Below are 12,448 nucleotides of genomic sequence, written 5' to 3'. Positions count from 1 at the left end.
TATGAAGAAAAAATTAGCTCTCGTTGTTGTTCATGAAATATATGGTGTGAACGACCATATGCATCACGTTACCGACCACTTCACTTCATCTCATATAGATGTATTCTGTCCTAATCTGCTACAATCGCAACATGCCTTTCCTTATAGTGATGAAGAAAAAGCATATCATTTTTTTATGAATCATATTGGATTTGAAGATGGAAAAAAACAAATTGAAACATTCATTACTCATCTTTCTAGTCGTTACACACATATTGGACTTATCGGCTTTAGTGTTGGTGCTACCATCTCATGGCTATGTAGTAACAATCCGAAAATAGATTTTATTATCGGATGTTACGGTTCTCGTATACGTGACTATATTCATATGAAACCAACATGTGCTACCTTACTTATTTTCCCTGAAAAAGAAGCTAGTTTTTCAGTACCCTCTTTCATTCAATCGTTGCAGCAACAAAAGAACCCTTTATTAGAAATATACCAACTACACGGTGAACATGGTTTTCTAAATCCGTACACCGAAAAATATAACGGGCACTCTACAAATCAAGCATATAATTTAATAGATTCATTTCTTGTAAAAAACACTCTTATAAAGGAGATGTAAATGACACTTACATTACTCTTACTGATTTTCATATTCATTGCCTTTTTCTCAGCGCTAACTATTATTCTAGTAACCGTAAAAAAAGGAGCGTTTTCCAAACGTCCCTACTTACAATCTATTATCGTTTACATTTTATTTTTTACAAATTGGATCTTATATTTATCAACCTTTTATGCGTTACTTCCCGAAAAAATTAGCGAGTTACTATTCCTGCCCATTTGGTTTTTCCTTTGCATATTAGGCTTTATCGCTTTCTGGCGCGAATGGAGAAACAACCGTGTATTCTCCATATGTATCGGTTTTCTTTCCTTTATTAGTTTTTTATTTGGGCTGTTTTTGTTAGTTCTTTCGGGGATGTAACTGTTATAAGGAGGATAAAAATCCTCTTTATAACAGTCTTTTTCGTTCCATAACGAAAGGAATTATTAAATAAAGAGCATATGCAATCACCATCCAAATGGTAAATGACATGATTTGCTGTGAGGATAATTGTGAGAATAGATTAGAAGAATGATACAAGATGTAAGAATCTAAAGTTAAACCGATTGCTGTACCACATATACCTAACTTAATAACTGCATATTTCGTAGTATCTAGTTTTTTGTATAGCCACATTACAAAGCATAAAGCTATAGCCGTTCCTAATTCAAGAAACGTCAATTGTAGAAAAAATCTACTTGAAGTGTATTCCAATAAAACAGAAGAACCGAAAATAATGAAGAACGCTGAGGCAAAAAACCAAACGCCGATAGAAAATAAAATAGTGAGCCAAAGTTTATTATTCACTACCATTACCTCCCTTTTGTAGCTCTATGAACTTTTCCAATAACAGGTGCAAATCACCATATACTTCGTCGCTAGAAAAAGATGGATTGAATAATGCTTGCAATGCCAATCCGTCAATTAATGCATTACATAAAATGCTCCACGTTTCAGTTGAAATTTGAGGTGTCATTGTACCTCCTATATTTTTATTTAACACTCTTGTTAATTCTTGGTTTTCATAATGTAACAATCCACCAATTTTATTTTTCATCGCATCATTTTGTAATCCACTAGCTACTAATTGAAAAAACAAATGATGATACATTGAATCTTTCACACATCTACTTTCGGCAGACTGCAAAGCCTTTTCTAACTGTACATCCTTTCCTAGTTGTTCCCACGACGCTTTACAAAACGATTCAGTTACTTCCAGTAATAATTGATCTTTCGTTTTAAAATGATAATATACGGTACCTTGTGTAACTTGAGCACTCTCTGCAACTGCTTTTAATGTCAACTTTTCCATCCCATGCTCTGCAATAATTTCTTTTGCTGCTTGTAGTAAATTCTCTTTATTAACAACATTTGGTTTTGCCACTTCTATGACCACCTTTTAAGTTAGTTGGATAACTAACTTAAATTATACAGAAAAATCAGATAAAACAAAAGAAAGAAAAGTCAACTTTCAACTTTTCTTCCTTCTATTTTTACCTTTAGATTTCACTGTCACTGATTCACAAGGTGTGTAATAAATTTGAGGTGTCGCCTTATCAACAAACATCATAAACGTAATGAAGCCGATAATAAAGAAAATAAACAACGTTAACAAAATTGCTCCTATCGTTAAAAGTATCATAACACCACCCCTATATTTTTCATGTTATTACACCTTTCGCTATTATATGAGCGTAATCCTTTTTAGAAAAAGAAACGTAACAAAATAATCACAATCACACCAGTTAATACTGCACCTAATAAACTACGAGTATATATCGCAACAAGAAATGTTGGAATTGCTGCGATCAGGTAATCCCACTGCATCGTCTCATGCATAAATAATACTTGTGCTAAAAGTGCTGCTAATATCGCGATTGGTATGTAATTTAACCATTTTAAACCCCAGTCTGGAATTTGTAGTTTACTAAATACGAGTAGAGGTAAAATACGTGGCACGAGTGTAACAGCTCCTGCTGCTAATAAAAGTAATATTACATCTAATCTCATTTCCATTTTTCAATCACCACTCCAATCGTCGCAGCTAGTAGTGTTGCGATAATAACCGCTATACTATCTGGCATAAATAAGTGTGAAACATATGCGATGATAATTGCTACAATTGCAACAGTAAGATGAATTGCTAACTTCGGTTTACTACTTATGAGCTGAAGTACAAATAACCCGATAAACATTGCTGGTAATGCATAATCCATACCGTACGTATGCGGATCTGGTATCCATTCACCAAATAGCCCGCCGATAATAGTAGCAAGGATCCAATTTAAATAAGCCGTTACATTTAGCCCAACCATCCATCTTTCGCCTAAATATCCTTTTTGCGCTGCATGCTGTACTGCAACGCCGAACGTTTCATCTGTAATTTGAGAACCAATTAGTAAGTTTTTAAATAGAGGCAGTTTCGTAAAGTACGGTGCAAGCGCAGCACTCATTAGAAGGTGGCGTAAATTAACAAAAAAGACGGTGAAAATGATCGCTGAAGCAGGTGCACCAGCTGCATACATACCAGCTAATATAAATTGGGCAGAACCTGCATAAATTAAAGTGGACATAAACGCAATTTCAATAATGGAGAAACCTGCTGTTTTTGCAATTACACCAGCTGCTATACCGATGCTTAAATAACCAAATACAGTTGGTAAACAATCTTTTACTCCTTGCTGAAATGTATCATCGCTTTGCAAAGCTACATGTGCCTGAGCTTTACTCATCCGTATCATCCTCCATTCCTTCTAAAGTTCGTTTTCCTGTTACGACATGAACTAAATCTATATTTTCACGCCATAACGTATCTAACTTATCAGCTCCAAATTCCTGCGTGATTTCTTCAACCATAATATCGTGCCGCACATACTCTGTAGCAACGAGAACTAGAGCTGGGTCATACGTTGTAACAGCCCATGAAGTGCTATCATTTGAGAAGTTCGCAATTAATACTTCTTCTCCGTCACGCGCAATTACAGTTAAATGACCACCCATTCTCTTTTCAACAACGTGAGGCGTCATATAATTATGGTGAAACGTCGCTCCTATTTTTGTTTCTGGAGCGCCAAATAAGATTGAAAATATATGTACTCCCTCTTCTTCCTTTTGATGAATGTATGGCTCAATTTCATGCACTTGATCTTCCCATACAGAAATCCATAACTCTTCCTTCGCTCTATTAATTATATTGCATATTTCCTTCAAAACACGATCATTTGAGCGAATATGCGAAATTACATCTATTTGTCGCTCTTGTTCTAAACCATTTAATTTCTCGTCTAAAAATTCAAAGGACTTTTCAAAGTCTTTTCGCATTCGATTCATTAATTCGGTAGCTGGTACTGGTACATATTTCACTGGTTCAGAAGGTACAATATGTACCGCTCCTTTATCCATTAACTTACCTAGTACCTCGTAAATCATAGAACGAGGTACTCCTGTTTGTTTACTCACTTCATACCCAGTTACTGGGGAATGTTTTAGTAGTCCAATATACGCTTTACATTCGTACTGGGAAAAACCTAGCTTTTGTAATTCCTTTATAATTTCATCCATTAGTACTCCTCACAATCTAAATCGCTCTAACTTCAAAGCGACGATTTTGCTTACCTTTACTTTTTACTTTATCAATAACAAGTGTTCCTATTTCATTCGTATTTTTCACATGTGTGCCTCCACAAGCTTGTTCGTCTAAATTTTCAATTGTAACAATGCGGATTTCTTGTATAGTAGTTGGCAGGAGGTTTATGGCTGTTTTAATCATTCCTACAGCATTTTCTGCTTCTTCGCGGCTCATATAATGAGTGGAAATTTCTTTATTTTGTTTAATAAGTTTATTCACTTCCTTAACAATTTCTTCTACTTCCACGCTCGATAACTCTTGTAACTCATTAAAATCGATACGTGCTTTGTCAGGATAGATTTGATTTCCAGTGCATAGAGCTCCATATTTTTCATAAACGACAGCTCCGATAAGATGCAGTAAAGAATGATGACGCATTAAGTTATGACGTCTTTCCCAATTAATCTCTAATTTAACTGGACCTAAATTTACTTGAGCTCCATCTTTTATATAGTGAACTATTTCTCCCTGCTCCTTCTTTACTTTTTCAACTTCAAATACAGACCCATCTTGTACAATGACACCCGTATCACATTCCTGCCCTCCACTAGTTGGATAAAAAACTGTTTCTTTTACATATACTTTATTTCCTTCTACTTTTATCACTTCTGTTTCGCAACTCGTTTTGTATGCATCTTCTAAATATAATGCCGTTGTCATACTCTCACCTCTTTAGTAGTTATAGTTATACCTACTAATATAAAAAAGAAGCTCCACAAAGTCAATTGATAATTCTGAAATTTAAAACAGAAATAAAAAAGACTTCCGCTAACGGAAGTCCCCTATCTCAATATTTCATTTGCTTCTTTTTCATAAATTTTATCAAATGAAGTCATAACGCGTTGTGATGCTGAAATCATCCTTTGATCTGTCATTAGATCTGCCATCTCTTTCGTCATATCTACATTTGAATTTTCTAGCATATGGTTTTTTACTAAGCCTGTTCCGTTCGGTAAATCAGCAATATTTCCTTCTGCTAGTGTAAAGCTTTTGTTCCCTCGTTGCACAAGACGATTATTCGCTTCTGCATCTACTGTTTTTGTTTGCAGGCGAGCAATATTATTTTGTGTTACTTCATCATATAATGTACCATCTGCTTGTACAGCTACCTTTGCTCCTTCTGGAATACGAATACGTTCATTATTTTCTCCCATAACAAAAGCACCAGATGATGTTTGCAAGTAACGATCACTATTTATTGTAAAACTACCATCTCTCGTTAAAAACGTTTCATCGTTTTTAGATGTAACGAAAAATGATGTTGTACCGTTTGCACCGTCATCTAAAAAGAAATCTGTAGCACTATTTGTCATTTGTATATTTCCTTGTACTAAGTTCACATGCGTTGCGGCTGGTACTACAGCGTAATCGACTGAGCCAATATTTGTTACAGCTCCGTCACCGCGGCGATATGTGTCTTGTACATCAAATACTTTAGAAGTCATATTTTCTGCTTTAAATCCTGTCGTTTGGGCATTTGCAACGTTATTCGAATGAACATTAATGCGCTGCATGTAATTCATCATACCCATTGAACCTATATAAAGACCGTTCATACTCGATTGAATAAGGCAGTTGCCTTATTCTTCACCTCTTTTCTATGATGTTTGCAACATTTGTTTCGCTAATTGTTCCGCTGTAGCGATATGTATGTTTTTCTTTACGTCTTGTCCATCTGTCATTAATACAATGGGAGCTGATGATACTGCTGGAATTTTCAACAATTCCCCACTACTTGCTGTTTCATCAAATTTCGTAAATACGATACCATCAATATGAATATCTTTAAAGTTCGTAATGATTTCGATCATATCTTTACTTTTCATCGAAGCTGATAACGTTAAACAAATATAATCTGGCTCTACTTGTCCCATCGTTTCAATCATTTCTTCCACTGTTTCTGACGCACGATAATTTTTCCCAGCTGTATCAATTAAAATATAATCGACGCGCGCTTCTTCTTTAAAGTACGTAAGCGCTCTTGTCATTGCAGCTTCATCACGCACAGCGATTACTTCAAATCCAATTGTCTTTACGTAATCTTGCAGTTGCTGAACTGTCCCAATGCGAGAATGGTCGGTCGTAATAAAACCAACCGTTTTTTTCTTACCGTGAAACTGCCACGCCATTTTCGCAAGTGTCGTCGTTTTTCCAACACCAGTTGGACCGATTAATGCAATTGTTTGTACTTCTTTTTCAAATACATTTTCCGTATTGAAATGAGAGCTCATATCTTCCAATATATATTCGATTACCTCTTCTTCTGTAATCATCGTTGCATTCTCAAACTTCACTTTTAACTTTTCAGCATATGCATGAATGAAGTATTGTTCTACATCGTTTTGTTCTAGCATGCGAATTACTTTTTGAATAATAAATGGTACAGATTCTTGCTTTTCTTTTTTTACAACCACTTCTTCTTTTTTGACGGGAACGACTTTTTTCACAGCTTTTTGCTTTTTCGTTACTTTCGTTTCTTCCGTCTGTTTCACAACGACGATACCTTTTTCAAACAGCTTTAATAGTTTCTCTTTCTTTCTTGCCCATTCTTCACTATTTCCTGTTTGCATCGCCGCGTACGACATAGGAGTCGTCACGTTTTCTAAATTGTGCAGTACCGATTGAATTCCGTTCGCCTTCACAATTTGTTCTGAAGAATCATTTACAACATCCATTAATTGTTCATGAAATTGAGCTGTGCCTTCGTTCACTTCTTCCTGTTTATTCTCTGGAAAAGCAACTAACATTTCATAATTCTTTTTCCAAAAAAACGGGATATTGCGTTTTACACTTTCATCGACAACGTAATAATAATCTGTACCATATTGGTCAAATAACTTTCGATACAATTCATTTTTCGAAGCTGCTTTTATTCGCATTAACGCTTCTTTCTTTTCTGTACTTTCCATTACTTCACCCCCTACTATTCAATATAGGCAATTTGATCTACAACAATTTCTGGTGCTAATTCGCTAATACAAAGTACTTGCGCTTCTACTTGATAACGCTCAAGAAGTCTTACAATCGCAAACCTGAAATCTTTTCTACGCGTTAATAATACTGGTTCCCTTCCCATTAACCTCGCTTGTTTCAATACGCGTTGTACTTGTTCAACGACTCGCGTTTCTAAATCTAAATCCCAGTTTAATAAATAACCTTGATAAGAATTGTTCACAACGTCTGCATCTAACTCAATTGAATCTGAAAAGAGCGCCGCATATATTTTCCCGTCAGGATTTTTCGCATTTTCACAAATCACTTTTGAAATACATTCACGGACGAATGACGTTACGCCGTCAACATGATTTTGATAAATTTCTTTTCCGTCAATAATACCTTCAATAATAGTTGGTAAATCACGAATAGAAATACCTTCTTTTAGCAATTGCTTAATAACATTTTGAACAAGTGATAAGTCGATTTCTTTCTTCTTAATCTCTTCTAATAAAACGCCGTTATCATTTTCAAGGGAGTTAATTAAATCTTTTACATGTTGACGCTGAATTAACTCATGCAGGTTACGTCTAACGACAACATCTAAATGTGTAATTAATATGCTAAGTGGCTCTAATACTTGATAGCCTTTCATTTGTGCATCTTGTACCATATGTTCTAAAATCCAATATCCATCCTCGCCAAAAATCGGATCTTTCGCCGGTTCTGCATCTAAATCGGCCATTACATTTGGTGTTTTCAGCGCTAATAAGTAACCTGATTTCAAAACACCTTCAGCTGCCTTCGCACCTTTAATGCGAATAATGTAACGTCCGCGCGGTCTAAAACTCGTATTATCTTTAAAGTTAATTCCAGGAACGTTAATACCAAGGTCGGTAATAATCGATTTCCTCATAAGAACAACTTTATCACGAGCTGTTTCCCCGTTAATTTTCTGCTTTACAAGTGCCGCTAAATCTAAACCTAGTTCTACAATAATTGGATATTTATCTGTAAATACGCCAAATGAATCTTCCACTTGTTGCAATTGCTCATCTTCGCCTTGAATCATTTCTAATTCTTTTTGAAGCTCATCTTCTTTTTCTTTCTTCATTCGATTTTTATTTCGAATTCCTAAGAAGATAATTGTTCCACCAACGAGTGCGAACGGTAGAAATGGTAGCGGAGTAAAAATACCCATTGCGATAAATAAACCACCGAGCGCATATACAACGACTTCATGCGCTAATAACTCTTTAAAGATACCTTCTGTTACTGTATCCGGTGAACCGTCAAATACACGCGTTACAATAATACCTGTTGAAATCGCAAGCATTAAAGAACCGATTTGGTTTACAATTCCATCACCGACAGTTAACTGCGTGTAATGAAGAGCCGCTTCACCAAAGCTCATGCCCTGCTGCATCATTCCGACAATTAAACCGAAAATGATGTTTACGAATAAAATGACAATCCCGAAAATAACGTCCCCTTTAATGAACTTCCCGGCACCATCCATCGCCCCGTAAAACTCTGTTTCCATATTTAATTTTTTTCGTTTTGCTTGTGCATCTTTTTCTGAAATAATACGCTGGTTTAAATCAGCATCGATCGACATTTGTTTCCCTGGTAAAGAATCAAGTGTAAAACGAGCTGCAACTTCAGCTGTACGAGATGCACCGTTTGCAACGATAAACTGGAATATAATTAATACTGTAAAAATAACGATACCAATTAATAAGTTCCCGCCAATTACGAACTGGCCGAACTCTTCAATAACATGACCGGCATTTCCGTTTGTCAAAATCGCTCGCGTCGTCGATACGTTAATCGATACGCGGAAAATCCCGATTAATAACAACATCGTCGGAAATGACTTTAATTCATCCCACTCGTTAATACTTGTCGCTCGCATATAAATAAGCACTGACATACTTAGTAGAAAAACGATAATGATATCAAGTATAAATGGTGGAAGTGGAATTAAGAGCGCCACTACGAATGACGCTGCTAAAAAGATAGAAAAATAGGTTCTTGCAGAATCTATCTTAAACAAAGAGATCTCCTCCAAACGCGCTATTATACTTCAAGTTCATTCGTTTGAATTAAATAGCGCATAACTTCAATTACAGCTACGTATAAATCTTCTGGAATCGCCATATCTTCCTCGACTTGATAATATAAAGAACGAGCAAGCGGACGGTTTTCCACCATTGGTATTTCTTGTTCACGGGCAAGCGTTCGTATATATAAAGCGAGCTCATCTTCCCCTTTTGCAACGACAATTGGGGCTGCATCAACGTGTTTATTGTACCTGAGTACGACTGAAATATGAGTCGGGTTGTTTACAATAAACGTTGCGCCATCCATCTTCTTCGCAATTGTCCCTTGCAATATAGCGTGCATAAAGTTTTTTCGTTTTCCCTTTACTTGCGGGTCCCCTTCATTATCTTTATGCTCTTGTTTTACTTCTTCTTTTTTCATCTTAATATCTTGTTCGTACTCCCATTTTTGATAAATAAAATCAATAATAGAAAGAACGATTAATATAATTAAAATCGCTAAGAAGATAAATTTAATTTGCCTAATAATTTCAGTAAGTGACGCAGTCCAGTTAAATCCAATCATACTCACGATTGTCTCTAAATTCTTTTTAAAGAGCACGTAAGCGACGTAACCGATTAATCCCATATAAAACAGTGATTTCAAAATATCTACTAAACTTTTACGACTAAACAATCTCGTAAAATAGTTTTTTGGGTTAATACGCGACGCTTTCGGCTTAATCACTTTAGAAGAAAATAAGAAACCGACTTGAATCATATAATTGAATAAATGAAAAGCGTATACGAGTATTAATATAGGTGCTGATACTTTTAGTAGTAACATCCCCATCATATAAAAATACTCGGTTGAATCTGTATTTTTTCCAATTTGATCAAACAGCACCGATACAGAATTGGCAATCTCAAACCCGAGCCAATCTCCGAAAAAGTAAACGACAACTGCTAATACAAGAATGGAAAATAAATTATTTAAATCTTTACTCCGGGCAATATTCCCTTCTTCACGCGATTTCTTACGCTTCTGCGGGGTGGCCTTTTCTGTTTTATTATCCTTTGCCATGTGCGTCCCCCTACTTCGTTAAGAAAAAGTTAAATAGTTTCGTATATTCCTCAAGTAATACATCCGTCATATTTTTAAACACATAACCGAGCATCGGTACACTCATCGCAATAAACAAAATACCACACGTAATTTTAATCACATACGCATTCATAAAAACGTTTAATTGCGGAGCGTTTTTTGCGATTAAAATTAAAACAAAGTTAATGATGAATAAACTTCCCATAAGCGGAAGTGCAATTTCAACCGCTGATGTGATCGCAAATAATAACGTTGCGAGTAGACTATCTAAAAAACTAGTCGTCAACAATTTTGAAATCGCCTCTGTATATTGAAACGACTTTAAAATCGTGGCAACGAAATAATTAATGCCGCCAAGTGAAATAAAAATAATGAGAAAAAATATATCAAAAATGGTTGATAGTAAAGTAGACTGTGAGCCTGCATTTACATCAAACAAACTTGCTTGTGATAAACCGATATCAAAGTCTAAAATATGCCCGGCCATTTTCGGAATGTTCCACAGCATTTCTACAATTTTTGAAAGCGATAATCCAATTACTATTTGCGTACCTGCATAAGCTGCTACGTCCCAAGTTGTCTTTATGTGAGAGACATCAACTTGATCTGCAACTGTAATGGAAAGAGCAAGTCCAACTGTAACCTTCGCCATTGCTGGAATAGATCGACCAGAGAAAAACGGTAAAAAATATAAAAATGAAGTAATGCGGCAAAACGCAAAAAACGTCGCCGCCCATAATTCCATATTCATTTCAGTCCACCTATCTTAGTACGAACGCAATAGCGATGGAATTTTATCAAATAAATCTAAAATAAGCGTCGTTAACTCTTGAAACATCCAAGGACCTAAAATGATAATAACGAGTACAATACTCGCCATTTTCGGTAAAAACGTCAGCGTTTGCTCTTGAATTTGCATCATCGCCATAATGACTGCGATAATAATAACGACAATCATACTTACGCCGGCAACCGGCATTAAAATCATAACCCCTTTATAAAAAAAGGTTTGAAAAATATCTATAATTGGTGACGTATTCATTTATATGACTCCTATCACATAGCATCAAACGCTTCAGGCGACCGTTTTAAACATAATGTCGACGATTTTTGTATATCCACCTAAATATACGAAAACGAGTATTTTAAACGGTAAACTTAAAATCATCGGCGGTACCATCATCATCCCGAGGTACATTAAAAGTGTACTAATAATCAAATCTATAAATACAAACGCTAAATAAATGAACATCCCTGTTAATAATCCCTTTTGGATTTGCGTTAACGTAAAGGATGGTACGAGCGTAAATAAGGATAGATCTTTCAAATCTTTCGGTAATTCTTCTCCGCGCACTTTCAGCATCATTTTTAAATCATGCTTATACGTATGCTTTGACATATACTCTTTCATAATCGGTGCTGTCGTTTCCGCAGCTTGGCTTACCGTTATTTTCTCTTTCGTCATCGGATCCCACACATCGCTCTTTAGTTGCCCAAGAACAGGCTGCATCGTAAAGAGTGATAAAAATAAGGCGAGTCCAACGAGCACTTGGTTCGGTGGTAAATTCATTACCCCAAGTCCTTGACGTGTAATCCCAAGAACGATCATAAAATAAGTAAAATGTGTAAATAATAGAACGATAGATGAAGATAATGATAAAAGGGTAACGAGCGCAAATAATTGTACACTTGAATTACTCGTAAACTCTTTTCCATTTTCGAAATTAATAAAACCGTTTTGGGCTGCATACGCTGGATTTACAAAAATAATTGAAAAAACGATAGAAAATACGAAAATAACGGCTAATAATGATAACTGTTTCTTTATTCTCATGATGGATCCTCTACTTTTTTCGTTTCACTCTTCACCGCGTCTTCTAGCGCTTGTTGAAACTGATTTCCTGTTCCTGTTAATTGCACAGATTGTACACCGTTATTACTAATAACAGTGAACACTTGCTTGCCGTCTACTTCAAATAAAAAGGCGCTCGTTTGATGATTTAAATACACGCCGTCTTTCACTTGAATATGGCCATTTTCACCTTGTTTAAAAAACTGCTGTTTGCGCGTCTTTTTCGTCATAAAATAGGCACCGTAGCCGAGCGCACCAAACAGTAAAACGACTTGAAATAAGGTCGTCATATACGACATAT

The 12,448-nt window shown here is 35.7% G+C and carries 17 protein-coding genes; 2 read left to right on the top strand and 15 right to left on the bottom strand.

The annotated features are described in order from the left end of the window. The first annotated feature begins 1 nt into the window (after window position 1). Both MR083_RS05695 and MR083_RS05690 read left to right on the top strand, forming a co-directional pair. Window positions 2–607 carry a dienelactone hydrolase family protein gene (locus MR083_RS05695; RefSeq protein WP_242268698.1) on the top strand — a complete coding sequence of 202 codons (606 nt, stop codon included), beginning with the start codon at window positions 2–4 and terminating at the stop codon, window positions 605–607. Next, window positions 608–967, top strand: coding sequence for a hypothetical protein (locus MR083_RS05690; RefSeq protein ID WP_000176482.1), 360 nt, complete (start codon window positions 608–610; stop codon window positions 965–967). Between the two features lie 27 nt (window positions 968–994). Here the strand turns inward: MR083_RS05690 and MR083_RS05685 are convergent, their stop codons facing one another. The 15 genes from MR083_RS05685 to MR083_RS05615 all read right to left on the bottom strand — a co-directional run bounded on the left by MR083_RS05685 (window position 995) and on the right by MR083_RS05615 (window position 12,446). Continuing rightward, window positions 995–1,393 carry a DUF5367 family protein gene (locus MR083_RS05685; protein ID WP_001060579.1) on the bottom strand — a complete coding sequence of 133 codons (399 nt, stop codon included), beginning with the start codon at window positions 1,391–1,393 and terminating at the stop codon, window positions 995–997. Continuing rightward, a complete protein-coding gene (locus MR083_RS05680; RefSeq protein ID WP_001118327.1) occupies window positions 1,386–1,970 on the bottom strand; it encodes a TetR/AcrR family transcriptional regulator in 585 nt (194 codons plus the stop codon). The genes MR083_RS05685 and MR083_RS05680 overlap by 8 nt, the downstream gene beginning before the upstream one ends. An 87-nt stretch (window positions 1,971–2,057) precedes the next feature. After that, complete coding sequence (locus tag MR083_RS05675; protein ID WP_000602235.1) at window positions 2,058–2,228, bottom strand: DUF3951 domain-containing protein; 171 nt, start codon at window positions 2,226–2,228, stop codon at window positions 2,058–2,060. Window positions 2,229–2,290: 62 nt separating this feature from the next. Further along, window positions 2,291–2,602, bottom strand: a complete 312-nt coding sequence (locus tag MR083_RS05670; protein ID WP_208754941.1) for an AzlD domain-containing protein — start codon at window positions 2,600–2,602, stop codon at window positions 2,291–2,293. After that, window positions 2,593–3,318: an AzlC family ABC transporter permease gene (locus MR083_RS05665; protein ID WP_000030487.1), complete on the bottom strand. Its 726-nt coding sequence runs from the start codon at window positions 3,316–3,318 to the stop codon at window positions 2,593–2,595. Before MR083_RS05665 ends, MR083_RS05670 begins: the two co-directional genes overlap by 10 nt. Continuing rightward, window positions 3,311–4,147 (bottom strand): TrmB family transcriptional regulator, encoded by an 837-nt coding sequence (locus MR083_RS05660; RefSeq protein WP_049112006.1) that lies wholly within the window; start codon window positions 4,145–4,147, stop codon window positions 3,311–3,313. Before MR083_RS05660 ends, MR083_RS05665 begins: the two co-directional genes overlap by 8 nt. 16 nt (window positions 4,148–4,163) lie before the next feature. Further along, entirely contained in the window at window positions 4,164–4,874 is a 711-nt protein-coding gene (locus tag MR083_RS05655; protein WP_242268697.1) for an alanyl-tRNA editing protein, read from the bottom strand. Between the two features lie 122 nt (window positions 4,875–4,996). Next, the gene (locus tag MR083_RS05650) at window positions 4,997–5,770 is read right to left on the bottom strand and encodes a flagellar basal-body rod protein FlgG (protein ID WP_277931428.1); all 774 of its coding nucleotides are present in this window, start codon (window positions 5,768–5,770) and stop codon (window positions 4,997–4,999) included. A 42-nt stretch (window positions 5,771–5,812) separates the two neighbouring features. Continuing rightward, on the bottom strand, window positions 5,813–7,123 hold the full coding sequence (gene flhF, locus MR083_RS05645) for a flagellar biosynthesis GTPase FlhF (RefSeq protein WP_242268695.1): 1,311 nt from the start codon (window positions 7,121–7,123) through the stop codon (window positions 5,813–5,815). Window positions 7,124–7,137: 14 nt separating this feature from the next. After that, window positions 7,138–9,204, bottom strand: a complete 2,067-nt coding sequence (gene flhA, locus MR083_RS05640; protein WP_000472544.1) for a flagellar biosynthesis protein FlhA — start codon at window positions 9,202–9,204, stop codon at window positions 7,138–7,140. A gap of 23 nt (window positions 9,205–9,227) precedes the next feature. After that, window positions 9,228–10,274, bottom strand: a complete 1,047-nt coding sequence (gene flhB, locus MR083_RS05635; RefSeq protein ID WP_049112010.1) for a flagellar type III secretion system protein FlhB — start codon at window positions 10,272–10,274, stop codon at window positions 9,228–9,230. A 10-nt stretch (window positions 10,275–10,284) separates the two neighbouring features. After that, window positions 10,285–11,046 (bottom strand): flagellar biosynthetic protein FliR, encoded by a 762-nt coding sequence (locus tag MR083_RS05630; RefSeq protein WP_001055716.1) that lies wholly within the window; start codon window positions 11,044–11,046, stop codon window positions 10,285–10,287. A 15-nt stretch (window positions 11,047–11,061) separates the two neighbouring features. Then, complete coding sequence (locus MR083_RS05625; protein WP_001098085.1) at window positions 11,062–11,337, bottom strand: flagellar biosynthetic protein FliQ; 276 nt, start codon at window positions 11,335–11,337, stop codon at window positions 11,062–11,064. A 33-nt stretch (window positions 11,338–11,370) separates the two neighbouring features. Continuing rightward, the gene (locus tag MR083_RS05620; protein ID WP_001220586.1) at window positions 11,371–12,129 is read right to left on the bottom strand and encodes a flagellar type III secretion system pore protein FliP; all 759 of its coding nucleotides are present in this window, start codon (window positions 12,127–12,129) and stop codon (window positions 11,371–11,373) included. Continuing rightward, the gene (locus MR083_RS05615) at window positions 12,126–12,446 is read right to left on the bottom strand and encodes a hypothetical protein (RefSeq protein WP_000121170.1); all 321 of its coding nucleotides are present in this window, start codon (window positions 12,444–12,446) and stop codon (window positions 12,126–12,128) included. Before MR083_RS05615 ends, MR083_RS05620 begins: the two co-directional genes overlap by 4 nt. Window positions 12,447–12,448 lie beyond the last annotated feature (2 nt).

This window comes from Bacillus cereus group sp. BfR-BA-01408 (assembly GCF_022663305.1).
Lineage (GTDB): Bacteria > Bacillota > Bacilli > Bacillales > Bacillaceae_G > Bacillus_A > Bacillus_A pacificus.
This window is presented reverse-complemented; position numbering and strand designations above follow the sequence as displayed.

Bases quoted from the DNA above. Each gene is read 5' to 3' on its own strand.
- MR083_RS05660 (WP_049112006.1), bottom strand. From the start codon at position 4,147: ATGGATGAAATTATAAAGGAATTACAAAAGCTAGGTTTTTCCCAGTAC.
- MR083_RS05690 (WP_000176482.1), top strand. From the start codon at position 608: ATGACACTTACATTACTCTTACTGATTTTCATATTCATTGCCTTTTTC.
- MR083_RS05665 (WP_000030487.1), bottom strand. From the start codon at position 3,318: ATGAGTAAAGCTCAGGCACATGTAGCTTTGCAAAGCGATGATACATTT.
- MR083_RS05695 (WP_242268698.1), top strand. From the start codon at position 2: ATGAAGAAAAAATTAGCTCTCGTTGTTGTTCATGAAATATATGGTGTG.
- MR083_RS05615 (WP_000121170.1), bottom strand. From the start codon at position 12,446: ATGTCGTATATGACGACCTTATTTCAAGTCGTTTTACTGTTTGGTGCG.
- MR083_RS05675 (WP_000602235.1), bottom strand. From the start codon at position 2,228: ATGATACTTTTAACGATAGGAGCAATTTTGTTAACGTTGTTTATTTTC.
- MR083_RS05630 (WP_001055716.1), bottom strand. From the start codon at position 11,046: ATGAATATGGAATTATGGGCGGCGACGTTTTTTGCGTTTTGCCGCATT.
- MR083_RS05655 (WP_242268697.1), bottom strand. From the start codon at position 4,874: ATGACAACGGCATTATATTTAGAAGATGCATACAAAACGAGTTGCGAA.
- MR083_RS05670 (WP_208754941.1), bottom strand. From the start codon at position 2,602: ATGGAAATGAGATTAGATGTAATATTACTTTTATTAGCAGCAGGAGCT.
- flhB (WP_049112010.1), bottom strand. From the start codon at position 10,274: ATGGCAAAGGATAATAAAACAGAAAAGGCCACCCCGCAGAAGCGTAAG.
- MR083_RS05620 (WP_001220586.1), bottom strand. From the start codon at position 12,129: ATGAGAATAAAGAAACAGTTATCATTATTAGCCGTTATTTTCGTATTT.
- MR083_RS05625 (WP_001098085.1), bottom strand. From the start codon at position 11,337: ATGAATACGTCACCAATTATAGATATTTTTCAAACCTTTTTTTATAAA.
- MR083_RS05650 (WP_277931428.1), bottom strand. From the start codon at position 5,770: ATGAACGGTCTTTATATAGGTTCAATGGGTATGATGAATTACATGCAG.
- flhF (WP_242268695.1), bottom strand. From the start codon at position 7,123: ATGGAAAGTACAGAAAAGAAAGAAGCGTTAATGCGAATAAAAGCAGCT.